Here is a 23,057-nt window from a genome sequence, read left to right as displayed (position 1 = left end):
CTCAATCCGGAATCGGCAGGTTCAGGCTCTCCTTCACTTCTTCCATCACGATATAGCTCTTGGACTCGCGCACGTGGGGCAATTTGAGCAGGATGTCGCCCAGCAGCTTGCGGTACGAGGCCATCTCGGAAATCCGCGCCTTAACCAGATAATCGAAATCCCCCGAAACCAGGTGACACTCCAGCACATGAGGCAATTTCAGCACTGCGCGTCGGAATTCTTCGAAGGTGTCACCTGACTTGTAGTCGAGGCTGATCTCGACGAACACCAGCAGGCTACCCTTCAAGTGTTGCGGATTGAGCCGGGCGTTGTAGCCCATGATGATGCCTTCGCGCTCCAGGCGTCGGACCCGCTCGGTGCACGGCGTCGTGGAAAGACCAACCTTTTCCCCCAGTTCGGTGAAGGAAATTCGCCCGTCAGCCTGGAGGATGCGCAAGATGTTGCGGTCGATCTTGTCCAGCTCGCGTTTGGTCTGGGTATTGGTACGCACAGGTGATGCGCCTCCACGAAAAGGGTTATTGCCGAGAATTCTCGCCAAATATAGGCGTTTATATAGTGAAAAGCACTGGCTGATCTTTTTTACACTGCGCGCATCTAAGCTTTGTATAACAAACGTCAGCGGTTATCCGCGATGAGGGTTTCAACATGCGCGTTCTGGTCTTGGGTAGCGGCGTCATCGGTACCGTCAGTGCTTACTATCTGGCCCGTGCCGGGTTTGAAGTGGTGGTGGTCGACCGTCAGCCGGCGCCTGCCATGGAAACCAGCTTCGCCAACGCCGGGCAAGTGTCGCCAGGTTACGCCTCTCCGTGGGCCGCGCCGGGTGTGCCGCTCAAGGCCATCAAGTGGTTGCTGCAGCGTCACGCGCCGCTGGCGATCAAGGCCACTGCCGACATCGACCAATATCTGTGGATGGCGCAGATGCTGCGCAATTGCACGGCCAGCCGCTATGCGATCAACAAGGAGCGCATGGTTCGTCTGTCCGAGTACAGCCGTGACTGCCTCGACGAGTTGCGCGCCGAAACCGGCATTGCCTACGAAGGCCGCAGCCTCGGCACAACCCAACTGTTCCGCACCCAGGCCCAGCTCGATGGCGCGGCCAAGGACATCGCCGTGCTGAAGGAGTCCGGCGTACCCTTTGAAGTCCTCGATCGCGAAGGCATCGCCCGCGTCGAGCCGGCCCTGGCCAATGTCACCGACATCCTCGCCGGTGCGCTGCGCCTGCCCAATGACCAGACCGGCGACTGCCAGATGTTCACCACTCGCCTGGCGGAAATGGCCGTGAAGCTCGGCGTGCAATTCCGCTTTGACCAGAACATCGAGCGCCTGGATTTCGCCGGTGACCGTATCAACGGCGTGTGGATCGACGGCAAGCTGGAAACGGCCGACCGTTATGTCCTGGCCCTGGGCAGCTATTCGCCCCAGCTGCTCAAGCCCCTCGGTATCCGTGCGCCGGTTTACCCGCTCAAGGGCTACTCGCTGACCGTGCCGATCACAGATCCGGCAATGGCGCCGACCTCGACCATTCTCGACGAGACCTACAAGGTGGCGATCACCCGCTTCGACAACCGTATTCGCGTCGGTGGCATGGCGGAAATTGCCGGTTTTGACCTCTCGCTGAACCCGCGTCGGCGCGAAACCCTGGAGATGATCGTCAACGACCTTTATCCTCGGGGCGGCGACCTGGCCCAGGCCAGTTTCTGGACAGGCCTGCGCCCGACCACCCCGGACGGCACACCCATCGTGGGTGCTACCCCGTTCAAGAATCTGTTCCTGAACACCGGCCACGGCACCCTCGGTTGGACCATGGCTTGTGGTTCCGGTCGCCTGCTGGCGGACTTGATGGCGAAGAAAAAGCCGCAGATCAGCGCCGAAGGCCTCGATATTTCCCGTTATGGCAGCAAACCCCAGGAGTCCGCTAAACATGGCAATCCAGCGCCAGCTCACCAATGACCGCATGAGTCAGGTTGTCGTGTACAACGGCACCGTTTACCTGGCCGGACAGGTCGGCGACGACATGAGCGCCGGGGTCGAGCAGCAGACTCGCGAGGCTCTGGCCAATGTCGAGCGCCTGCTGGACCTGGCTGGGACCGACAAGCAACACTTGCTGTCGGTGACCATCTACCTGAAAGACATCGATGCCCATTTCGCGGGCATGAACGCAATCTGGGACAAGTGGCTGCCCAAGGGCGTCGCGCCGGCGCGCGCCACGGTGGAGGCCAAGTTGTGCGACCCGCAGATCCTGGTGGAACTGTCCGTCGTGGCTGCGCTGCCCTGATAGCGGGCGAAACTCTCCCTCTCCCGGCGCTGTTGATGGTTGAAGCCGTCAGCCCGCGCCGGTTTTTTTACCCATGACTGCCTAGAAGCCTGCCGCCATGCGTCCTGCCCGTGCCCTGATCGATCTCCAAGCCCTGCGTCACAATTATCAATTGGCCCGCGAAGTAACGGGGGCCAAGGCCCTTGCGGTCATCAAGGCCGACGCCTATGGGCACGGCGCGGTGCGCTGCGCCGAAGCCTTGCAAGATAGGGCGGACGGCTTCGCGGTGGCGTGCATCGAAGAGGCCCTGGAGCTTCGGGCCGGCGGGATTCGCGGGCCGATCCTGCTGCTGGAAGGGTTTTTCGAGGCCGATGAGCTTGCCTTGATCGTCGAGCATGATTTGTGGTGCGTGGTGCATGCATTATGGCAACTCGAAGCGATCGAACGCGCGACGCTAAGCAAGCCGATCACCGTCTGGCTCAAGCTCGATTCGGGCATGCATCGAGTTGGACTGCACCCGAATGATTTCCAGCCGGCGTATCGTCGCCTGTTGGCCAGTGGCAAGGTGGCGAAGATTGTATTGATGAGCCACTTCGCCCGTGCCGATGAACTGCACGACACCAGCAGCCTTCAGCAACTGGCGGTCTTCGAGCAGACCCGCCAGGGCTTGATGGCTGAGGTCAGCCTGCGCAACTCGCCGGCTGTGCTGGGCTGGCCGCAGATTCCCAGCGACTGGGTGCGGCCCGGCATCATGCTGTACGGCGCAACACCTTTCGAGGAGTCCAATGCCGTTGCTTCGCGCCTGCAACCGGTGATGACGCTGGAATCGAAAATCATCAGCGTCCGTGAACTCCCCGCCGGCGAGCCCGTGGGTTATGGCGCGCGCTTTGTCACGGCGCAACCGACCCGAGTCGGTGTGGTCGCCATGGGATACGCCGACGGCTATCCACGCCAGGCGCCCAACGGCACGCCGGTGATGGTGGACGGACAACTCAGCCAACTGGTCGGGCGGGTATCGATGGACATGCTGGCCGTTGACTTGACCCATATTCCTCAAGCCGGGCTTGGCTCAACCGTGGAGCTGTGGGGCAAGAATGTCCTCGCCAGTGACGTGGCGAAGGCTGCCGACATGATTCCCTACCAGATTTTCTGCAACCTGCGACGGGTGCCAAGGCTCTATTCCGAAGGCTGACACCCAGCGTGACCTACCGAAAGTCGGTTTCACCGCACAGGATTCGGGGCAAGGTGTTGTAAATACTGAACGCTGTCGCCATGATAACGCTCACTTTACACACAACCTGATTCCCTGGAGGCTCCAGCATTGGACGTCGGTGAACGACTGCAATCCATTCGTAAACTCAAAGGCCTTTCCCAGCGTGAACTCGCCAAGCGCGCGGGCGTCACCAACAGCACTATTTCGATGATCGAGAAGAACAGCGTCAGCCCCTCGATCAGCTCGCTGCGTAAGGTCCTTGGCGGGATTCCCATGTCCATGGTCGAGTTTTTCTCCGAAGAGATCCTTCAGGAAAAACCGACTCAGATCGTCTACAAAGCCAACGAACTGATCGACATCTCCGACGGCGCCGTGACCATGAAGCTTGTAGGCAGGGCGCACCCGAGTCGGGCAATTGCGTTTTTGAACGAAATCTATCCGCCTGGCGCCGACACCGGTGACGAGATGCTCACCCACGAAGGCGAGGAAACCGGAATTCTGGTGGAAGGGCGGCTGGAATTGGTCGTCGGTGCCGAAACCTTCGTGCTCGAGGCTGGCGACAGCTACTATTTCGAAAGCACCAAGCCGCACCGTTTCCGTAATCCGTTCGACGCGCCGGCGCGACTGATCAGCGCAGCCACACCGGCCAATTTCTAGACCGAGAGGCGCCAGGCCCGCGTGGCAAAGGCGCCCAACTGTTGGGCTGTCATGACAAACAAGACCCTTGTGACTTTAGGGTTGTTTCGGAGTGACAGGCTTACCGCTATACTTGCGCCCGCCTGCAAACCGTGGCCGCAGGCGTGACTAGCCACCATTGAGGGTGTACGCGTGAACCTAATTATGAAAATGCTGGCTGCACCAGCAACCGTATTGGCCCTATGGGCTGCGAGCGCTCAAGCGGCGCCCAACGATGAAATCGCCAAGCGCCTTGAACCCGTAGGCCAGGTTTGCGTCCAGGGCAAGGAATGCAAGGGAATGGAAGTGGCCACTGCGGCTGGCGGCGCTGGCGGTGCCAAGGCGCCAAAAGACGTGATTGCCAAGCATTGCAATGCTTGCCACGGCACGGGCTTGCTGGGCGCTCCAAAAATCGGCGACAAGGCCGCCTGGAAAGAACGCGCCGACCACCAAGGTGGTCTCGACGGCATCCTGGCCAAGGCCATCACCGGTGTTAACGCCATGCCGCCGAAAGGCACCTGCGCCGATTGCTCCGATGAAGAGCTCAAAGGCGCCATCAAAGAGATGTCTGGCCTGTAATACGCCCGCATCGCCCACAAAAAAGCCGCTTGCGAGCGGCTTTTTTGCGCCTGGGATTTTTCAGGGCTGTTCATCGCAACCAAGACCCGGCAAGCTCGGTCCAACCCACATTCATGGAATGTCCCGGAGGGTCGGATGGTGCAGTTGTGTTCAATCGAACAGGCGGTGGATGACGTGCTCGAGCGCCTGCCAATGCATATCCACCTCGGCATGCCCCTGGGGCTTGGCAAGCCCAACCTGTTCGCCAACGCGCTGTACCGGCGCATCGCGCAACTGCCCGAGCGACAACTGACCATCTACACGGCGCTGAGCCTGGGCCGACCGAGCCTGGGCGATGGGTTGCAGAAGCGCTTCCTCGAACCCTTCGTCGAACGGGTCTTCGGCGATTATCCCGAACTTGATTACCTCGCCGATCTGCAGCGTGACAGCCTGCCGGCCAATATTCGCGTCCAACAATTCTTCATGCAGCCCGGCAGCCTTCTGCACAGCGCGTCCGCCCAGCAGGACTATGTCAGCAGCAACTACAGCCACGCGGCCCGGGACATCAACGGGGCCGGCCTGAACCTGATCGCACAACTGGTGGCGAGCGACCCCGAGCATCCGGATCGCTTGAGCCTGAGCTGCAACCCGGACATTACCCTGGATCTGTTGCCGATGATTGCCAGGCGGCGCGAGGCGGGGGAAACCATTCTCATGGTGGGCCAGGTCCATAGCGATTTGCCCTATATGCCTGGGGACGCGGAAATAGGCATCGACGCCTTCGACTTGCTGATCGACGAAAAGGACAGCCACACGTTGTTCTCCACACCGAACATGCCGGTGGGTTTCCAGGACCACCTGATCGGCCTGCACGCCAGTACCTTGGTGCGCGACGGCGGTACGTTGCAGATCGGCATCGGCTCCATGGGCGACGCATTGACGGCGGCACTGCTGGCGCGCCAAGCCGATAACGCCGGTTACCAGGCCCTGCTGGCAGATGTGAACCTCAGCCAGTGGGCGCAGTTGATCGAGCGTGAGGGCGGCGTCGAGCCATTCGCCAAGGGGCTGTATGGTTGCAGTGAGATGTTCGTCAACGGTTTGCTGGTGCTGGCGGAGGCCGGGATCATCCGGCGCAAGGTCTATCCGGACGAGCCGACCCAGGCGCAGGCCAACGCCGGGACGCTCGACGAAGCGGCACAACCCGACGGCATTTGCATACACGGTGGGTTCTTCCTCGGTCCGAGCAGTTTCTACGAGCGCCTGCGGGAGCTGCCGCAAAGCCGTCTGCTCGAATTCAACATGACGCGCATCAGCTACATCAACGAGCTGTACGGCCAGGAGCAGCTCAAGCGCTTGCAGCGCCTCGATGCGCGGTTCGTCAACACGGTCTTCACCATGACCCTGATGGGCGCCGGGGTGGCCGATCAACTGGAAGACGGGCGGGTACTCAGCGGCGTGGGCGGGCAGTACAACTTTGTTGCCCAGGGGCATGCGCTGGAAGGCGCGCGCTCGATCCTGCTGTTGCGCAGTTGGCGAGAGTCAGGTGGGGTGGTCAGTTCCAATATTGTCTGGGACTACGGGCACTGCACGATTCCCCGGCACCTGCGGGACATCGTGGTAACCGAGTACGGCATCGCCGACCTGCGGGGCAAGACCGACGCTGCGGTGATCGAGGCGTTGCTGAACATCAGCGACTCGCGCTTCCAGCCCGGGTTGATCGAGCAAGCGCAAAATGCCGGCAAGTTGCCGAAGGACTTTCGCCTCGATCCACGGTTCGCCGACAACACGTCGGAACGTTTGCAGGGGATCCAGGCGCGGCACCCCAATCTTTTTCCGGAGTACCCGCTGGGCTGCGATTTCGATGGGGTCGAGCGGGACTTGTTGCGGGCGCTGAACTGGCTCAAGAGCAAGTTCAAGCTCACCGAGATTCTGGAACTGGGCAAAGCCGCGCTGGATGCGCCGGAGCCCTGGGAGTTTGCCGGGCATCTGGAGCGGATGCAGTTGACGACCCCGGAAGGGCTGAAGGAGGAGTTGTATCAGCGGCTGTTGCTGGCGGGACTCAAGGCGACTGCGCCATAACGGCGTGAACCTTCCACTGTGGGAGCGAGCAAGCTCGCTCCCACAGGGGGGGGCATTGGATCAGTCGATGAACGTCACAACCCCACCCGCCAACGACTTCACCCGGGCCAGCGACTCGACGCGATAACCCTGGGCATCCAGTTCCGCGCGGCCACCCTGGAACGACTTCTCGATCACGATTCCCAGCCCGGCGACGGTGGCTCCGGCCTGCTTGATGATTGAAATCAGCGCCTGGGAAGCTTTGCCGTTGGCCAGGAAGTCATCGATGATCAGCACGCGGTCACTGCTGGTCAGGTGGCGCGGGCTGATGGCGACGGTGCTCTCGGTCTTTTTGGTGAACGAATACACGGTGGCCGACAGCAGGTTTTCCGTCAGGGTCAGGGACTGTTGCTTGCGGGCGAAGATCACCGGTACGCCCAAATTCAGCCCGGTCATGATCGCCGGTGCGATGCCCGAGGCTTCGATGGTGACGATCTTGGTAATGCCCGAATCCTTGAACAGCGCGGCGAATTCGTCGCCGATCAGCTTCATCAACTGCGGGTCGATCTGGTGGTTGAGAAACGCATCAACCTTCAGGACCTGGTCGGACAGCACGATGCCTAGCTCGCGGATTTTCTGGTGCAGGGCTTCCATGAAGCCTCCTCTGATGACGCGTTCAGCGCCTGAAATAGGTGAAAAATAGTCTAACGCTTCAACATCGCGCGTATATCCGCCAGGGCATTGTTGCCGCGAACGGCTTTGACTTCCGTCGGCGTGTCGTCGTTGCCTTCCCACGCCAGGTCGTCCGGCGGCAGCTCATCGAGGAACCGGCTCGGGGCGCAGTCGATCACCTCGCCGTATTGCTTGCGCTTGGCGGCGAAGGTGAAGGCCAGCGTCTGGCGTGCCCGGGTAATGCCGACATAGGCCAGGCGCCTTTCTTCTTCGATGGTGTCGGCCTCGATGCTGGAGCGGTGCGGCAGGATTTCTTCTTCCATGCCCATGATGAACACGTAGGGAAATTCCAGGCCCTTGGAGGCATGCAGCGTCATCATCTGCACGCCCTCGGCGCCTTCTTCCTCTTCCTGTTGGCGTTCGAGCATGTCCCGCAGGACGAGCTTTCCGATGGCGTCCTCGACGGTCATGTCGCCGTCTTCGTCTTTTTCCAGGGTGTTCTTCAACGCCTCGATCAGGAACCAGACGTTGCTCATGCGGTAGTCGGCTGCCTTGTCGCTGGAGCTGTTGGTGCGCAGCCAATTCTCATAGTCGATGTCCATGACCATGCTGCGCAGCGCCGAGATCGGATCTTCCCCGGCGCACTGCTCGCGGACCTTGTCCATGAAGCGCTTGAAGCGTGCCAGGCGGTCGGTGAAGCGGCTGTCCAGATGCTCGCCCAGGCCGATTTCGTCGGTGGCGGCGTACATCGAGATCTTGCGCTCGGTGGCGTAGTTGCCGAGTTTTTCAAGCGTGGTCGAACCGATTTCCCGGCGCGGCACGTTGATCACCCGCAGGAAGGCATTGTCGTCGTCCGGGTTCACGATCAGGCGGAAGTAGGCCATCAGGTCCTTCACTTCCTGGCGACCGAAAAAGCTGTTGCCCCCCGACAGGCGATAGGGAACCTGGTGATGCTGCAATTTCAGCTCGATCAGCTTGGCCTGGTAGTTGCCGCGGTACAGGATCGCAAAGTCACTGTACGGTCGGTCGGTGCGCAGGTGCAGGCTGAGGATTTCCATGGCCACGCGCTCGGCTTCGGCGTCTTCGTTGCGGCAACGGATCACGCGGATTTCATCGCCGTGCCCCATCTCGCTCCACAGTTGCTTTTCGAACTCGTGGGGGTTGTTGGAAATCAGCACGTTGGCGCAGCGCAGGATGCGACTGGTGGAGCGGTAGTTCTGCTCCAGCATCACCACTTTGAGCGACGGATAGTCTTCCTTGAGCAACATCAGGTTTTCCGGCCGTGCGCCGCGCCAGGCGTAGATCGACTGGTCATCGTCGCCCACCACGGTGAACTGGTTGCGTTTGCCGATCAGCAACTTCACCAGCAGATACTGGCTGGCGTTGGTGTCCTGGTATTCGTCCACCAGCAGGTAGCGGACCTTGTTCTGCCATTTCTCAAGGATGTCGGCGTGTTCCTGGAACAGCTTGACCGGCAGCAGGATCAGGTCGTCGAAGTCCACCGCGTTGAACGCCTTGAGCGTTCGCTGGTAGTGGGTGTAGACGATGGCGGCCGTCTGCTCCTTGGGGTTGCGGGCGTTTTCCAGGGCCTCGGGCGGCAGGATGAGGTCGTTTTTCCAGGCGCCGATCATGTTCTTGATCTCATCCACGCCGTCGTCGCCCGAGTATTCCTTCTGCATGATGTCGGTCATCAGGGCCTTGACGTCGGTCTCGTCGAAAATCGAGAAGCCCGGTTTATAGCCCAGCCGCGCGTGCTCCTTGCGGATGATGTTCAGGCCCAGGTTGTGGAAGGTACAGACCGTCAGGCCGCGGCCTTCGCCGGCGCGCAACAGGCCGCCGACCCGCTCTTTCATTTCCCGGGCGGCCTTGTTGGTGAACGTCATTGCAACGATGTACTGGGCGCGGATGCCGCAGTTCTGGATCAAATGCGCGATCTTGCGGGTGATCACGCTGGTCTTGCCGGAGCCTGCACCGGCGAGCACCAAAAGAGGGCCGCCGACATAGTTCACGGCTTCTTGCTGCCGGGGATTGAGTCGGGACATGACAGGGTTCAGGGAGTCGTTTGCGAAATGGGCCGGCATTTTAACAGGCTCTGAGAATTGTGCTGCCCTGTCCGACTTGTGACGCGGCACATCATTGCAATTGCCGCTTTTGTGACTTTCCCTCAGGATGCGGACAGAATTTAGGTCTAACGTTCGTTTTTGAGTGAATAAACCCTCAAAAGTGGGTGTTTGAGAACCATTGGCATTGGTGATTGCCCATCGGCGCGTCATAATGCCCCGCGCCTACCACCTTGCAGAGTCTAGGGAGTCAGCTTGTCTACGCCTGTCGAACCCTTGCGTTTGCTGTTGTTGGCCGAAACGCCTGAGTGGTCAGCGATACTGCGCGAGTGCCTGGCGCCCATGGGGCCCTCGGTCGTGTTGATCAGCGCCCCGAGCTGGGACTCGGTCAGCAGCCTGTTCGAGGACAACCGCAACGCGGTGCTGCTGACCGTTGCTACCCTGCAGCCGGGGCCGGGACGTTGTCGTCTGCCGACGGTTCTGTTGCTTGAGCACGAACCTGCGGCGTCCCCGGATGGCGTCAGCGACTGGCTGGTGCGCGACACCCTCGACGAGGCGACGCTGCGCCGTTGCCTGCGTCACGTGCGCGAGCGAGGGGTGCTGGAAAACACCCTGCAACGGCTCGCCGAGCAGGACCCTTTGACCGGCATCGCCAACCGCCAGGGCTTCCAGACGTTGCTGGCGGCGCGCCTGGCTGAAAACGAAGGCCGTGGCCTGGCCCTCGGTCACCTGGATCTCGACAATTTCCGCCACGCCAATGACGCCCTCGGCCACCAGGCCGGCGATCGTTTGATTCTTCAGGTGGTTTCGCGCCTCAAGGGCGCGCTGGAGGCCGGTGATCAGCTGGCCCGGCTGGGGAGCGACGAATTCGCCCTGTTGATCGACACCCGCCGGGCGCCCCAGCGAGCGGAGTGGATGGCTGAACGCATCACCGAAGCCATGGCCGAACCCTACTGGGTGGACGGTGAAAGCCTGTTGATCGGTTGCAGCCTGGGCATTGCCCACGCCCGGGCGCAGGCCGGCGCGGACCCCTTGATGTGGCATGCCCATATCGCCATGCAACAGGCCAAGAGCACCCAAGGCTGCACCTTTCATATCTTCAATGAGCGCATCAACCGCAATGCCCGCAGCCTCGCCGACCTGGAAAGCGAGCTGCGACGGGCGTTGCGTCGTGATGAACTGGAATTGCATTACCAGCCTCGGCTGAACCTGGCCGATGGCACGATTGTCGGTCTCGAAGCCCTGGTGCGCTGGCGTCATGGCGAGCGCGGGTTGTTGCCGCCGAGTGAGTTCGTGCCGCTGGCCGAGCAAAGTGGCCTGATCGTGCCGTTGGGCTACTGGGTGATCTCCCGTGCCCTGCGCGACATGCAGGCCCTGCGCGAACGCGGGCTGGCGCCGCTGCACATGGCGATCAACCTGTCGTTCCGGCAGTTCCAGGACAGCCAACTGCTGCCGACCCTGAGTCGACTGATTGCCGAGCGCGGCGTCGAGGCCCAGTGGCTGGAATTCGAACTCACCGAAACCGCCGTCATGCGTCGCAGCGAACTGGTCAAGCAGACCATGGATGCCTTGGGGCGCCTGGGGGTGCGGTTTTCCCTGGACGATTTCGGCACCGGGTTCTCTTCGTTCGTGCACCTCAACAGCCTGCCGATTGCGCTGCTAAAGATCGACAAGAGCTTCGTCGGCGGCATGGAACAGCGCGAGGAGAACCGCAAGCTGGTGCACGCGATGATCAACCTGGCCCATAACCTCAACCTCGAGGTGGTGGCCGAAGGCGTCGAGACCCGCGAGCAATTGGACCTGTTGCGCGGTTTCGGATGCGATCAGGTGCAGGGGTTCCTGATCAGCAAGCCGTTGCCGCTGGTGGAGTTGGTTGAGTACCTGATGTTCGAGGGTGACCAGCAGTCGATGCTGGAAATCAGCTGACACAGACCCGGTGGGAGCGAGTTCATTTGGCCTGGATCGCTTCGAAACTGCGCTGCCCCGGCTCGCTGCGAATCATCCGCTTCATCTTCCACTCAAACGCCAACGTCAGGCTCACCGCCGCGCAGGCCAGCCCCAGCGCCAGGCCCCACCAGACGCCGGTCGGGCCCCAGTGCAAATGGAAGGCCATCCACCACGCCGCCGGCGCGCCGATCAGCCAGTAGCAGCCCAGGCCGACCAGGAAGGTGGTCTTGGCGTCCTTCAGTCCGCGGATGCAGCCCATGGCAATGGTTTGCGTGCCGTCGAACAGCTCGAACCACGCCGCCACGGCCAACAGGCTCACCGCCAGGTCGATGACCGCGCGGAACGCCGGGTCTTCGTGGTCCAGGAACAGACCGATCAACTGATTCGGCAGTAGCCAGAACACCATGGCAAACGCCAGCATGGCGGCCGCGCCAAAGCCAATCCCGACCCTCCCGGCCAGGCGCGCCATGAGCAATTGCCCGGCACCGTAATGCTGTCCGATGCGCATGGTGATGGCGTAGGACATGCCCGCCGGAACCATGAAGGCCACCGAGACGATTTGCAGGGCGATCTGGTGTGCCGCCAGCGGCGTGCTGCCCATGGTGCCCATGCACAGGGCAGCGAACGCGAACAGGCCGACTTCCACTGCGTAAGTGCCACCAATCGGCAGGCCCAGGCGCCACAGCTCCTTGAGGTATTGGCGGTTGGGCCGCGACAGGCCGGCAAGCAAGGGGTAGGCACGATAGGCCGGGTGCCGATGAATGTGCCAGGCCAGCGCCAGGGCCATGCAGTTGGCGACGATCGCCGTGACCAGGCCGATTCCCATCAGGCCGAGCTTTGGCAGGCCGAACATGCCGGTGATGAGCGCATAGTTGAGCAAGAAGTTGGCCACCGTGCCGCCGAGGCTGATCACCATCACCGGCGTGGCCCGCCCGATGGCGCTGGTAAAGCCACGCAGCGCCATGAAGCTCAAATAACCGGGCAGGGCAAACGGCAGTGCCAGCAGAAACTGCCCGGCGGAAAGCACGTTGGGTTCGGTCTGGCCGAACATCAGCAGCACCGGCTTGAGATTCCACAGCAGCAGGCCGGCCATCAGCGCCATCAACCAGGCCAGCCATAACCCGGCCTGGGTCAGCCGGGTGGCGCCTTCGATGTCGCCCGCGCCCTGGCGGATCGCAACCAGGGTGCCCACCGCCGCGATCACGCCGATGCAGAAAATCGACACGAACGAGTAGGTCGCCGCCCCAAGCCCGCCGCCGGCCAAGGCCTCGGGGCTCAGGCGAGCCATCATCAGGGTGTCGGTCAGCACCATCAGCATGTGCGCCAACTGCGAAGCAATCAACGGCCCCGCCAGCCGCAGGATGGCCCAGAGTTCGGTACGCGCAGGATGCTGCATGATCATCACGCTCCATGTTCAAACAAGGCAGTAGAGCGACGATTCTCGGCGCTCCCGGCAGATTGCACAAAAGGATAAAAAAGATCGCTGGCATGATTAAAACTCATGCGTGGCGGCTTTCTGGTAGGGTTTGCAAACCGCGCCATGGAGCTTTTGCAATGTCTCGTCGTCTTCCTCCGCTTTATGCGCTACGGGCATTCGAGGCCGCCGCGCGCTACAGCTCGTTCACTCGCGCCGCCGAGGAGTTGTCGATTACCCAGAGCGCCGTCAGCCGGCACATCCGCACGTTGGAAGATCACTTTGCCTGTCGGCTGTTCCAGCGCAGCGGGCGCAACCTGCAACTGACCGAGGCGGCGCGCCTGCTATTGCCGGGCGTGCGGGAAGGGTTCATGGCGCTGGAGCGGGCCTGCCACACGTTGCATGGCGAGGACGGCATCCTGCGGATGAAGGCGCCGTCGACCCTGACCATGCGCTGGCTGCTGGCGCGCCTGAGCCGCTTCCGTCATTTGCAACCCGGCAACGAAGTGCAGCTGACGAGCGCCTGGATGGACGTCGACTCGGTGGATTTCAACACCGAGCCCTTCGACTGCGCGGTACTGCTGGGCAATGGGCATTTTCCTGCGGATTGGGAGGCCAGCTTGCTGTTCCCCGAGGAGTTGATTCCGGTTGGCGCTCCGAATTTGCTCAATGATCAGCCTTGGGATGCAGCGCGATTGGCCAGGGCCGAGCTGTTGCACCCCACTCCGGATCGCCGGGACTGGCGCAATTGGTTGCAACGCATGGGCTTGTCGGACAAGGTCTCGCTCAAGGGCGGGCAGGTGTTCGATACGTTGGAGCTGGGCATGATCGCGGCCGCGCGTGGCTACGGCGTGTCCATGGGGGATCTATTGATGGTCGCCGAGGATGTGGCCCAGGGGCGCTTGAGCCTGCCGTGGCCGACGGCCGTCGCCAGCGGCGAGCATTATTATCTGGTCTGGCCGAAAACCCGGCCCGGAGGTGAACGTTTGCGCAGGCTCAGCGACTTTCTTCAGGGCGAGGTCAAGGCCATGCAGCTACCCGAGGTCGAGCGCCTGGGCTGAAACGTTGAAGGTGCCGTGCTAGCCACTTGGTATTATTCCCTCCAAGGCGCTCAAGTATTCGGCATTCTGGCCGACTCCGTGAACATAGAACCTTCGTTCAGAAAGGGCCCATTCATTCCTCATCGAATCAAAATGCCGAGCGTGCGACGTGATCAGGACGATCCGGTCTCTCGGCCAGGAGCCGTCATGTCTCAACCCCGTGCCCGGATCGCCTCGCAGCTAGGCCTTGCCCTCGCCGTGATATTGGCGATCGTGATCTCCGGCAGTACCATCTTTGCCTTGCGCTCGCTGGACGCCGCAAACCTTTCCACCCGTGAAGAGCACTTGGCCAGCGAAGCGCGCCTGATGGCCGACCAGCTCAACACGTTCCACAGTACGTTGCGCGAAAGCACGCAGCGGCTGGCGGGGCTGTTCGAGAAGCGTTTCAGCGCGGGCTTGAGCGTGCACCCGGACCAGCCGGTGACGGTGGCGGGCGTGCAGACTCCTGGCTTGAGCCTGGGCAGTGAAGTGCTGAACAACAACTTCAAGGAAGTTGATGAGTTCAAGGCGATGACCGCCGGGGTGGCCACGATATTCGTGCGCAGCGGCGACGATTTCATTCGCGTCAGTACATCGGTCAGCAAGCAGGACGGGACAAGGGCCATTGGCACTGTGCTCGACCGCGCCGGCCCGGCTTATGGCCCGGTGATCGGCGGCCAGAGCTACATCGGCCGAGCCTTGCTTTTCGGACGTTTCTACATGTCGCAGTACACCCCCGTACGCGACAGCAGCGGCAAGATCATTGCGGTGTTGTATGTAGGATTCGATTACACCGATGCGCAGAATGCGCAATTCGAGAACCTCAAGCGCTTCCGCATCGGCCAGACCGGTTCGCTGGCGTTGTTGGACGAACAAAACAAATGGCTGGTGCTGCCGGCTGGCGTGCAGGCACAGGACAACGCTACCGCGGCCATCAAAACGTTGATTACGAAGCCCGGCAAAGGTGCGTTCTGGGCCGACACCGCTGAAGAGTTCTACAGCGTCGCCGTGCCGTTCGAGGACGGGCCTTGGGCCGTCGTGGCGAGCATGCCGAAAACCGAGATCAACGCAGTGACCTGGAGCGTCGGCACACAACTGGCGATCGGCAGCCTGCTGGCCATGTTGCTGGCGGTAGGCGCGGCGGTGTGGCTGTTGCGCAGCAAACTGGCTCCGCTTGGTGACTTGGTGCGTCAGGCCGAAGCATTGGGTGCCGGCGACCTGAGCGTGCGCCTGAATGTATCGAGCCACGATGAAATCGGCCAACTGGCCCGTGCGTTCAACCAGATGAGCCAGGCCTTGTCGACCATGGTCGAGCACATCCGCAAAGCCTCGCAAGAGGTCAACAGCCGTGCCCAGGCGCTGTCCGGCTTGTCCAGCGGCGCATACGAAGGGATGGAGCAGCAGTCCGGCGAAATCACCAGCATGGCCGGAGCAGTGGAAGAGTTCAGCGCCACCTCGCTGAACATCGCCGACAACATGGGCAATACCGAACGCCTGGCCCAGGACAATGCCCAGCAAACCCGGATCGGTCGTACCTCGATGGACGAAGCATCGTCGTCCCTGGAGCAGATCGCGGGTGCCTTGAACAGCACTGCCACGGTCATCAACACGCTGGGCCAGCGCTCCCAGGAAATCGGTGGCATCGTCGGGGTGATCACCTCGATTGCCGAGCAAACCAACCTGCTGGCGCTGAACGCCGCCATCGAAGCCGCCCGAGCCGGCGAACAAGGTCGTGGTTTTGCCGTCGTGGCCGACGAGGTTCGTAGCCTGGCCTCGCGCACTCGCCAGGCCACCGATGAAATTTCCGGGATGATCAACAGCATCCAGCAAGAAACCGGCAACGCCATCAGCACGATGGAGAAGGGCAATCTGCTCATGCAGGAAGGCTTGTCGCGTAACGCCAACGTGGCCTCGGCCCTGGCGCGCATCGATGAGCAAAGCCGCTCCGCCGGTCAGCAATTCGCTGCGATCACCACCGCAACCCAGGAACAAAGCAGCACCGCGACGCTGCTGAGCAGCAACTTGCAGAGCATTGCGATGGCTAACAGCGAACAGCGCGAAGTGGTGTCGAACCTGGCGATCACCGCCAAGGAACTGGAAAAACTGGCGCAGGACCTGCGCAAGGAAGTCGATCGGTTCCGCTGAATTCCATCAATAGCGAGCTTCCCCAATCCCGCTATGTTGATCGTTCCCACGCTCTGCGTGGGAACGATCAACATTAGAAGCTTCCCATAGCCTTTGTGGGAGCGAGCTTGCTCGCGATGGCGGCTTCCCAGCCACATCTCTATTGCCTGACCCACCGCTTTCGCGAGCAAGCTCGCTCCCATAAAAGCGCCTCCCACTTAAGCCTCCAGCCTTGAGTTTTTAAGGAATTTGCTGTTTTTTGGCTTGCTGAAACGTTTCTCCAAGTCTATAAAATCCGCACAACTCCAAGAAAAGGCCGTTTCCATGAATTCCCTCAGACTCTTCGTTGCCCTCGGCGCCTTGGGCGCAGCTTCCCATGCGATGGCGTGGGATTACGTCCTGCTTGACACCGATAAGGCCGCCCAACCCTGGCAAATCACCAGCCAGCAACTCGGCGTGAAAACCGACAAGCCGTTTTCCGTGACGATGCGTACCCTCCATGGCGGTCGCCAGGAGGGCGTCAGCATCGTCGACATCGACAACGGCACTCTGAAGCTCTCAGTCGTCCCTACCCGCGGCATGAACGTGTTGCAGGCCTCGGTCGGCGATGTACGCATGGGCTGGGATTCGCCGGTCAAGGAAGTGGTCAATCCAGCATTCATCGAGCTTAACGGCCGAGGTGGCCTGGGCTGGCTCGAAGGCTTCAATGAGCTGGTGACTCGCTGCGGCTACGAATGGGTCGGCCATCCGGGCATGGACAACGGTGAGCTGCTGACCCTGCACGGGCGCGCCGCAAACATCCCGGCGAACAAAGTAACGTTGCACATCGATGAAAAACCACCTTACGCCATCACGCTGCGCGGCGAGTTGAAGGAGCAGGCATTCAAGAAGGTCGACTTCTCGGTCCAGACCGAACTGGTCACCGAACCCGGTAGCGTGACCTTTGCCCTCAACGATACGCTGACCAATAATGGCGATTATCCAAAGGAATACCAGGCGCTCTACCACAGCAATTTCAGCACGCCGTTCCTGGAACAGGGGGCTCGCTTCGCAGCGCCGGTCAAACAGGTCTCGCCGTTCAATGACAAGGCCAAGGGTGACCTGAAGGATTGGACCACCTATCGCGCGCCCACCAAGGACTACGATGAGACGGTCTACAACGTCGTGCCTTACGCCGACGCCAAGGGCGATACGCTGACTGTGCTGCACAACAAGGCCGGAAGTCTCGGCGTGTCGGTGGGCTTCAACACCGGTACGCTTCCAGTGTTTTCCCTGTGGAAGAACACCGACACCCAAGGCCAGGGCTATGTGACCGGCCTGGAGCCTGGCACCAGCTTTTCCTATAACCGTCGCTACCAGCGTCCGCTGGGCCTGGTGCCCAGCATCGCACCGAAAGAGCGCAAGCAGTTCCAGATCCACTACAGCCTTCTGGCTGACAAGGGGGCGGTGGACAAGGCCCTGAAGCGCATCGATGACATCCAGGGCGATCGGAAAACCGAGGTGCGCGACACGCCGTTGGTGGACCTGAGCAAGCCGTGACCCTTTTCATGGCGTTGCGGGTCGGTATTGGAGGGCTTCGGCCAGGTGCTCACGGCTGATCCGTTCCAATTGTTGAAGGTCGGCCAAGGTGCGGGCGACCTTCAGCAAGCGGTGGGCGGCCCGCAGCGACAGGGTCAATCGTTCGCAAGCGGTTTCCAGCCAGGCTTCGTCGGTCGGGGACAGTTTGCAATGGCGGCGCAACCCCGGAAGGTCGAGAAAGGCGTTGGCGCAGCCTTGACGGGTTTGCTGGCGCTCGCGGGCTTCGGCCACGCGCTCGGCTGCTGTGGCGGTATCGTCACCGGGTACGCCCTTGGGATTGAGCGCCGTGGCTTCCCGCGCCACGGTCAGGTGCAGGTCGATACGGTCGAGCAACGGACCGGACAGCTTGTTGCGATACCGCTGCACCATGTCCGGCGTGCAGCAGCAGCGCCCGCTGGGCTCGCCGAGATATCCACAGGGGCACGGGTTCATGGCCGCGACCAACTGGAAGCGCGCTGGAAAGCGCACGCGATCCCGGGCACGCGAAACCACGATGTGTCCCGACTCGAGGGGCTCCCTCAAGACTTCCAAGACCTTTCGGTCGAACTCCGGTAGCTCATCCAGGAACAGCACGCCGTGGTGGGCGAGGGTGATTTCCCCCGGTTGCGGCTTCGACCCGCCACCCACCAGCGCCGGACCGGACGCCGAATGATGTGGCTGGCGAAACGGCCGTTGCGGCCAATGACTCAACGGTACACCGCTGGCGACGGACTGTATTGCCGCGACTTCCAGGGCTTCGCTTTCGATCAGCGGCGGCAACAACCCCGGTAAACGGCTCGCCAGCAATGTCTTGCCTGTGCCCGGCGGGCCACTGAACAACAAGTTGTGAGCCCCCGCCGCGGCGATCAGCAATGCGCGCTTGGCCCCGGCCTGGCCTTGCACTTCGCTGAGGTCGGGATAGGGTTTGCTGGCCGAGAGCAGCCCGTTGGACACGAAGGGCTCGACGGGGGTGTGGCCGTTGAAGTGCGCCACCGCTTCGAGCAGGTGGTCCACGGCAATCACTTTCAGCCCCGACGCCAGGCACGCTTCCTCGGCGTTGGCCCGGGGCACCACCAGCATGCGTCCAGCCTTGCGTGCCGCCAACGCTGCGGGGAGCACGCCGCGCACCGGTCGTACGGCGCCGGACAATGCCAGTTCGCCGAGGCACTCCACGTCGTCCAGCATCAAGGTCGGCACCTGCACGCTGGCCGACAGGATCCCCAGGGCAATCGCCAGGTCGAACCGGCCGCCGTCCTTGGGAAGATCTGCCGGCGCCAGGTTCAGGGTGATGCGCCGCGCTGGGAAATTGAGCCCCGAATTGATGATCGCGCTGCGCACCCGGTCCTTGCTTTCCTTCACCGCCGCTTCCGGCAAGCCGACCATCGTCAGCGACGGCAAGCCATTTGCCAGATGAACTTCAACGGTAACGGCAGGGGCTTCGACCCCCACTTGGGCGCGGCTGTGGACGATGGCGAGCGACATGTAGCGTTCCTTGACTGTTGGAGAGCCGCGTCCTGCGGCCCTTGAAGATTAGTCCGGCGAAACTGAGCCGGCAGGTAGATTTGCGGCGAAATCTTCGCAGGATATTACCGGGGCGATGGCTTCATCTTTAAGGATAACGTTGCGACCCAGCAGTCCTGCTCCGGCAATTCCAGTGTGCTGGAGCCGGGCCTGCTGAGGGAGCTGATCGAGGAGGTGGTGCGCATCAGCAATGTCGCTGGCGCGGCATAAGATGACGCTGGTGCAGGAGCTCAACGATATCCCGATGATGTCGCTGGACATGCACAGACCCTGCGGATATTGGTCAACCTGATCAACAACGCCAAACAGGGCCGGTCATGCTTGCCTCGGGGCAGTCGCAAAAAGCCGCGAGTGGTTGAGCTGTTTATCGTGGCGTCGAAGCCAGGCGCTCTTCCAGCTCGGCCACCTTCGCTTCCAGGCTCTCGAGCCGCGCCCGAGTGCGGGCCAGCACGACCATCTGGCTGTCGAATTCTTCCCGGCTGACCAGGTCCAGCTTGCTGAACCCGCTTTGCAACAAGGCCTTGAACTGGCTTTCGATTTCATTCCTGGGGAGTGGCGTGTCGCCGCTCAGCAGGCGGGAGGCGTGGCCGCTCAGGGCGTCGAGTAGATCTTTGGGCGCGAGCATGTCAGGTGTCCTGGAAACAATGGCGGGCAGTGTATCACGCAGTGTCTATAGTCAATTCGCGGGTCGGGTTGCACGCTTTTCGCGCACAGCTCCGGGCACCGTCGCACCGTTGTTGTGCGTATCGCTCCGGTTCGTGGCGCGGCGCAGGCCGGCGCAACGGGTAAAGGGTTGAAATCAGGGGGGTTGGGTGCAGATGGCAAGCTTTCTGCTTAGTGGCTGATGACCCATGCACTGATGCAGTCGCTGTGACGAATGCAGTGCAGCAGGCGGAGCGGGGAGTTTCGTCAGGAGTAGTCAGCTGGCACCGGTCGGGCAACTTGGGCCGACGACGCGTTACAAAGCCAGGCACTGCGCTTAGACTTGAGTCGGGTTTGTTTTCCTGGGGCAAGTCCACCAATTCGGGAGAGAGTTTCATGAAGCTAGTCACTGCCATCATCAAGCCGTTCAAGCTGGACGACGTACGCGAGTCGCTGTCCGAAATCGGCGTGCAGGGCATTACCGTTACTGAAGTCAAAGGCTTCGGGCGGCAGAAAGGTCACACCGAGCTGTATCGCGGCGCGGAATACGTGGTCGATTTCCTGCCCAAGGTGAAGATCGATGTCGCCATCGACGACAAGGATCTTGATCGGGTCATCGAAGCGATTACCAAGGCCGCCAACACCGGCAAGATTGGTGACGGAAAGATCTTCGTGGTCAATCTGGAACAGGCCATTCGCATCCGTACCGGCGAAACCGATACCGACGCTATCTAAGCCGTCAAACCCAACGCCCCAGGAGAAAACAATATGACTCTGCGTAAATTCGCAGGGCTAGGAGCCCTGTTGTCCTTCGTAATGCCTGGCCTGGCCATGGCGGAAGAAGCGGCAGCCCCAGTCCTCAACTCCGGCGACACCGCCTGGATGTTGACTGCCACGATTCTTGTCCTGTTCATGACCATCCCTGGCCTTGCGCTGTTCTACGGCGGCATGGTTCGGTCGAAAAACATTCTTTCGGTGATGATGCAGTGCTTCGCCATTACTGGTCTGATCAGCGTCCTGTGGGTCATCTACGGCTACAGCATCGCGTTCGACACCACCGGCATGGAGCAGGGCGTCGTCAATTTCAATTCCTTCGTGGGCGGCCTGGGCAAGGCGTTCCTCGCGGGCGTCACGCCAGCCAGCCTGACCGGCCCGGCGGCGCTGTTCCCTGAAGCAGTGTTCATCACCTTCCAGATGACCTTCGCCATCATCACCCCGGCGCTCATCGTCGGTGCGTTCGCCGAGCGGATGAAGTTCTCCGCCATGCTGATCTTCATGGGCGTGTGGTTCACCCTGGTGTATGCGCCGATTGCGCACATGGTCTGGTCCGGTAACGGCGGCCTGATGTGGGATTGGGGCGTGTTGGACTTCGCTGGCGGCACCGTGGTGCATATCAACGCCGGTATCGCGGGCCTGGTAGCCTGCCTGGTGCTGGGTAAGCGCAAAGGCTTCCCGACCACTCCGATGGCGCCACATAACCTCGGCTACACCCTGATGGGCGCGGCCATGCTGTGGGTGGGCTGGTTCGGTTTCAATGCGGGTTCCGCTGTCGCCGCCAACGGCACCGCCGGCATGGCGATGCTGGTGACCCAGATCGCTACCGCTGCGGCGGCGCTGGGCTGGATGTTTGCCGAGTGGATCACCCACGGCAAGCCAAGCGCACTGGGCATCGCCTCGGGTGTCGTGGCCGGCCTGGTCGCCATCACCCCCGCTGCCGGCACCGTGGGCCCGATGGGCGCCTTGGTCATCGGACTGGCAGCCGGTGTGGTGTGCTTCTTCTGCGCCACCACCCTCAAGCGCAAACTCGGTTATGACGACTCCCTGGATGCCTTTGGCGTGCACGGCATCGGCGGTATCCTCGGCGCGATCCTGACCGGCGTGTTCGCTGCTCCGGCGCTGGGTGGCTTCGGCACCGTGACCGATATCGGCGCGCAAGTGTGGATTCAGTTCAAAGGTGTCGGTTTCACCGTGATCTATACCGCGGTCGTGACCTTCATCATCCTCAAGGTACTGGACGCCGTCATGGGCCTGCGTGTCTCCGAGGAAGAAGAAGCTGTAGGCCTGGACTTGGCCCAGCACAACGAGCGTGGCTACAACCTGTAAGCAACGCGCAAAAAAAATGCCCGGTTCGCCGGGCATTTTTTTGCCTGGAATTTGTCATTGCTCACAAGACGGGCCGGTTTTTTCCGACGCCATTTGTTGTGTATGCGACATGGGTTTTTCTACCGCCAAAGACTTACATCGAGGCAGGAATATTAGGCCCTTTGTTTTTTTCCAGAGCGCGCTAGAATGCGCGCCGAACGTGCGGAGATCTGTATGTGGCAACAGACGCTGATAACCCTGCGGGCGAGGCCCCGGGGCTTTCATCTGGTGACGGACGAGTTGCTCGCCGGCCTGCCTGAACTCAAGGCCTGTCGTGTCGGTCTGTTGCATCTGTGGCTGCAGCACACCTCGGCCTCGTTGACCATCAACGAGAACGCCGATCCGGCGGTACGTCGAGACTTCGAACGATTTTTCAATCGGCTGATCCCACAAGGAACCGCCGGCTATGAGCACAACGACGAAGGCCTGGACGACCTCCCGGCGCACTTCAAGGCCAGTGTGCTGGGATGTCAGCTCAGCCTTCCGGTAACGGCGGGACAGTTGGCGTTGGGTACCTGGCAAGGCGTTTATCTGGGCGAGCACCGAGATCATGGCGGTGCTCGCAAAGTCCTCGTCACCTTGCACGGTGAAGGGGCATGACCGCTGATTGTCGGCGGATCTTGAATTTTTTCTGGCAGCCTTCGACAGATGGCGAAGCTGGGCTATAACTAATCTGCTTTTCGCAAGTCATGAGGTAGAACATGAGCGACGATGATCTGGAAAACGACGACCTCGAAGTAGGTGACGAGGACGAGACCGAAGAAGGCCTGGAAGCGGCGGCTGAAGATGTTGCTGACGACGACGGTGCCGATGTTCCGGTCCCGACTGCCAAAGGCAAGGCCAAGGCCGCGGTATCGGTCGACGAGCTGCCAAGCGTAGAGGCCAAGAACAAGGAGCGTGATGCGCTCGCCAAGGCCATGGAGGAATTCCTGGCCAGGGGCGGAAAGGTGCAGGAAGTGGAGGCCAACGTGGTCGCCGATCCGCCCAAGAAGCCTGACAACAAGTACGGCAGCCGCCCTATCTGAGTATCTGCCCTTGCTTGCTGAAAAAGCCCGCCGTCGCTGCGGGCTTTTTCATGGATGCGGTTTTTAAGCCTGGCGCATTCCTTGTGGGATTTGTGCCGGCATAGCGCCGAAGTGCA

General features: G+C 61.4%; 21 protein-coding genes. 14 read left to right on the top strand and 7 right to left on the bottom strand.

What is annotated here, in order from left to right:
* Nucleotide 1: 1 nt before the first annotated feature.
* Complete coding sequence (locus J3P79_RS26330) at nt 2-490, bottom strand: Lrp/AsnC ligand binding domain-containing protein (RefSeq protein ID WP_003206849.1); 489 nt, start codon at nt 488-490, stop codon at nt 2-4.
* 155 nt (nt 491-645) lie between these two features.
* Between J3P79_RS26330 and dadA the strand changes: the two genes are divergently transcribed.
* From dadA to J3P79_RS26300, 6 genes are all read left to right on the top strand, one after another.
* Complete coding sequence (gene dadA / locus J3P79_RS26325) at nt 646-1,950, top strand: D-amino acid dehydrogenase (RefSeq protein ID WP_039590153.1); 1,305 nt, start codon at nt 646-648, stop codon at nt 1,948-1,950.
* A complete protein-coding gene (locus tag J3P79_RS26320; protein WP_434606912.1) occupies nt 1,922-2,275 on the top strand; it encodes a RidA family protein in 354 nt (117 codons plus the stop codon). Before dadA ends, J3P79_RS26320 begins: the two co-directional genes overlap by 29 nt.
* Before the next feature lie 97 nt (nt 2,276-2,372).
* Nucleotides 2,373-3,446 carry an alanine racemase gene (gene alr / locus J3P79_RS26315; RefSeq protein WP_434606910.1) on the top strand — a complete coding sequence of 358 codons (1,074 nt, stop codon included), beginning with the start codon at nt 2,373-2,375 and terminating at the stop codon, nt 3,444-3,446.
* Nucleotides 3,447-3,575: 129 nt separating this feature from the next.
* Complete coding sequence (locus J3P79_RS26310; RefSeq protein ID WP_047226150.1) at nt 3,576-4,124, top strand: cupin domain-containing protein; 549 nt, start codon at nt 3,576-3,578, stop codon at nt 4,122-4,124.
* 183 nt (nt 4,125-4,307) lie between these two features.
* Nucleotides 4,308-4,721, top strand: coding sequence for a c-type cytochrome (locus J3P79_RS26305; protein WP_039590161.1), 414 nt, complete (start codon nt 4,308-4,310; stop codon nt 4,719-4,721).
* Between the two features lie 135 nt (nt 4,722-4,856).
* Nucleotides 4,857-6,779 (top strand): acetyl-CoA hydrolase/transferase C-terminal domain-containing protein, encoded by a 1,923-nt coding sequence (locus J3P79_RS26300; RefSeq protein WP_434606907.1) that lies wholly within the window; start codon nt 4,857-4,859, stop codon nt 6,777-6,779.
* Nucleotides 6,780-6,839: 60 nt separating this feature from the next.
* On the opposite strand, the gene J3P79_RS26295 is transcribed toward J3P79_RS26300, so the two are convergent.
* Together J3P79_RS26295 and rep are read right to left on the bottom strand one after the other, a co-directional pair.
* On the bottom strand, nt 6,840-7,412 hold the full coding sequence (locus J3P79_RS26295; protein ID WP_042728997.1) for a xanthine phosphoribosyltransferase: 573 nt from the start codon (nt 7,410-7,412) through the stop codon (nt 6,840-6,842).
* Between the two features lie 50 nt (nt 7,413-7,462).
* Nucleotides 7,463-9,472 carry a DNA helicase Rep gene (gene rep, locus J3P79_RS26290; RefSeq protein ID WP_434606904.1) on the bottom strand — a complete coding sequence of 670 codons (2,010 nt, stop codon included), beginning with the start codon at nt 9,470-9,472 and terminating at the stop codon, nt 7,463-7,465.
* Between the two features lie 273 nt (nt 9,473-9,745).
* On the opposite strand from rep, the gene J3P79_RS26285 reads away from it, so the two are divergent.
* Nucleotides 9,746-11,416 carry a putative bifunctional diguanylate cyclase/phosphodiesterase gene (locus tag J3P79_RS26285; protein WP_434606903.1) on the top strand — a complete coding sequence of 557 codons (1,671 nt, stop codon included), beginning with the start codon at nt 9,746-9,748 and terminating at the stop codon, nt 11,414-11,416.
* Between the two features lie 22 nt (nt 11,417-11,438).
* Here J3P79_RS26285 and J3P79_RS26280 read toward each other — a convergent pair whose 3' ends face one another.
* Nucleotides 11,439-12,833 carry a NorM family multidrug efflux MATE transporter gene (locus J3P79_RS26280; RefSeq protein WP_434606900.1) on the bottom strand — a complete coding sequence of 465 codons (1,395 nt, stop codon included), beginning with the start codon at nt 12,831-12,833 and terminating at the stop codon, nt 11,439-11,441.
* Between the two features lie 158 nt (nt 12,834-12,991).
* Between J3P79_RS26280 and J3P79_RS26275 the strand changes: the two genes are divergently transcribed.
* The 3 genes from J3P79_RS26275 (at nt 12,992) to J3P79_RS26265 (ending at nt 17,593) form a co-directional block, all read left to right on the top strand.
* Complete coding sequence (locus J3P79_RS26275; protein ID WP_434606898.1) at nt 12,992-13,912, top strand: LysR substrate-binding domain-containing protein; 921 nt, start codon at nt 12,992-12,994, stop codon at nt 13,910-13,912.
* Nucleotides 13,913-14,098: 186 nt separating this feature from the next.
* Complete coding sequence (locus J3P79_RS26270) at nt 14,099-16,075, top strand: methyl-accepting chemotaxis protein (protein ID WP_434606896.1); 1,977 nt, start codon at nt 14,099-14,101, stop codon at nt 16,073-16,075.
* Nucleotides 16,076-16,378: 303 nt separating this feature from the next.
* Entirely contained in the window at nt 16,379-17,593 is a 1,215-nt protein-coding gene (locus J3P79_RS26265) for an aldose 1-epimerase family protein (protein ID WP_434606893.1), read from the top strand.
* Nucleotides 17,594-17,599: 6 nt separating this feature from the next.
* On the opposite strand, the gene J3P79_RS26260 is transcribed toward J3P79_RS26265, so the two are convergent.
* The 3 genes from J3P79_RS26260 to J3P79_RS26250 form a co-directional block, all read right to left on the bottom strand.
* On the bottom strand, nt 17,600-19,093 hold the full coding sequence (locus J3P79_RS26260; RefSeq protein ID WP_434606890.1) for a YifB family Mg chelatase-like AAA ATPase: 1,494 nt from the start codon (nt 19,091-19,093) through the stop codon (nt 17,600-17,602).
* A 48-nt stretch (nt 19,094-19,141) separates the two neighbouring features.
* Nucleotides 19,142-19,393, bottom strand: coding sequence for a hypothetical protein (locus J3P79_RS26255; RefSeq protein WP_434606888.1), 252 nt, complete (start codon nt 19,391-19,393; stop codon nt 19,142-19,144).
* A gap of 103 nt (nt 19,394-19,496) precedes the next feature.
* Complete coding sequence (locus J3P79_RS26250; RefSeq protein ID WP_434606886.1) at nt 19,497-19,757, bottom strand: accessory factor UbiK family protein; 261 nt, start codon at nt 19,755-19,757, stop codon at nt 19,497-19,499.
* 413 nt (nt 19,758-20,170) lie between these two features.
* Here J3P79_RS26250 and glnK point away from each other — a divergent pair, with 413 nt between their 5' ends.
* The 4 genes from glnK (at nt 20,171) to sutA (ending at nt 22,941) form a co-directional block, all read left to right on the top strand.
* Nucleotides 20,171-20,509, top strand: coding sequence for a P-II family nitrogen regulator (gene glnK, locus J3P79_RS26245; RefSeq protein WP_002555808.1), 339 nt, complete (start codon nt 20,171-20,173; stop codon nt 20,507-20,509).
* 33 nt (nt 20,510-20,542) lie between these two features.
* A complete protein-coding gene (locus J3P79_RS26240; RefSeq protein WP_039590177.1) occupies nt 20,543-21,877 on the top strand; it encodes an ammonium transporter in 1,335 nt (444 codons plus the stop codon).
* Between the two features lie 213 nt (nt 21,878-22,090).
* On the top strand, nt 22,091-22,516 hold the full coding sequence (locus tag J3P79_RS26235; RefSeq protein WP_434606884.1) for a secondary thiamine-phosphate synthase enzyme YjbQ: 426 nt from the start codon (nt 22,091-22,093) through the stop codon (nt 22,514-22,516).
* A gap of 101 nt (nt 22,517-22,617) precedes the next feature.
* Nucleotides 22,618-22,941, top strand: a complete 324-nt coding sequence (sutA, locus tag J3P79_RS26230; RefSeq protein WP_003206813.1) for a transcriptional regulator SutA — start codon at nt 22,618-22,620, stop codon at nt 22,939-22,941.
* Nucleotides 22,942-23,057 lie beyond the last annotated feature (116 nt).

It is taken from the genome of Pseudomonas sp. R1-7 (assembly GCF_051132105.1).
GTDB lineage: Bacteria > Pseudomonadota > Gammaproteobacteria > Pseudomonadales > Pseudomonadaceae > Aquipseudomonas.
Note: the sequence above shows the minus strand (reverse complement) of the source record. Positions and strands in the feature narration are given on the sequence as shown.

Excerpts from the sequence above, each read along its gene's own strand:
- dadA (WP_039590153.1), top strand. The coding sequence starts at position 646 with ATGCGCGTTCTGGTCTTGGGTAGCGGCGTCATCGGTACCGTCAGTGCT.
- J3P79_RS26320 (WP_434606912.1), top strand. The coding sequence starts at position 1,922 with ATGGCAATCCAGCGCCAGCTCACCAATGACCGCATGAGTCAGGTTGTC.
- alr (WP_434606910.1), top strand. The coding sequence starts at position 2,373 with ATGCGTCCTGCCCGTGCCCTGATCGATCTCCAAGCCCTGCGTCACAAT.
- J3P79_RS26305 (WP_039590161.1), top strand. The coding sequence starts at position 4,308 with ATGAAAATGCTGGCTGCACCAGCAACCGTATTGGCCCTATGGGCTGCG.
- J3P79_RS26300 (WP_434606907.1), top strand. The coding sequence starts at position 4,857 with ATGGTGCAGTTGTGTTCAATCGAACAGGCGGTGGATGACGTGCTCGAG.
- J3P79_RS26295 (WP_042728997.1), bottom strand. The coding sequence starts at position 7,412 with ATGGAAGCCCTGCACCAGAAAATCCGCGAGCTAGGCATCGTGCTGTCC.
- rep (WP_434606904.1), bottom strand. The coding sequence starts at position 9,472 with ATGTCCCGACTCAATCCCCGGCAGCAAGAAGCCGTGAACTATGTCGGC.
- J3P79_RS26280 (WP_434606900.1), bottom strand. The coding sequence starts at position 12,833 with ATGCAGCATCCTGCGCGTACCGAACTCTGGGCCATCCTGCGGCTGGCG.
- J3P79_RS26275 (WP_434606898.1), top strand. The coding sequence starts at position 12,992 with ATGTCTCGTCGTCTTCCTCCGCTTTATGCGCTACGGGCATTCGAGGCC.
- J3P79_RS26270 (WP_434606896.1), top strand. The coding sequence starts at position 14,099 with ATGTCTCAACCCCGTGCCCGGATCGCCTCGCAGCTAGGCCTTGCCCTC.
- J3P79_RS26265 (WP_434606893.1), top strand. The coding sequence starts at position 16,379 with ATGAATTCCCTCAGACTCTTCGTTGCCCTCGGCGCCTTGGGCGCAGCT.
- J3P79_RS26260 (WP_434606890.1), bottom strand. The coding sequence starts at position 19,093 with ATGTCGCTCGCCATCGTCCACAGCCGCGCCCAAGTGGGGGTCGAAGCC.
- J3P79_RS26255 (WP_434606888.1), bottom strand. The coding sequence starts at position 19,393 with ATGTCCAGCGACATCATCGGGATATCGTTGAGCTCCTGCACCAGCGTC.
- J3P79_RS26250 (WP_434606886.1), bottom strand. The coding sequence starts at position 19,757 with ATGCTCGCGCCCAAAGATCTACTCGACGCCCTGAGCGGCCACGCCTCC.
- glnK (WP_002555808.1), top strand. The coding sequence starts at position 20,171 with ATGAAGCTAGTCACTGCCATCATCAAGCCGTTCAAGCTGGACGACGTA.
- J3P79_RS26240 (WP_039590177.1), top strand. The coding sequence starts at position 20,543 with ATGACTCTGCGTAAATTCGCAGGGCTAGGAGCCCTGTTGTCCTTCGTA.
- J3P79_RS26235 (WP_434606884.1), top strand. The coding sequence starts at position 22,091 with ATGTGGCAACAGACGCTGATAACCCTGCGGGCGAGGCCCCGGGGCTTT.
- sutA (WP_003206813.1), top strand. The coding sequence starts at position 22,618 with ATGAGCGACGATGATCTGGAAAACGACGACCTCGAAGTAGGTGACGAG.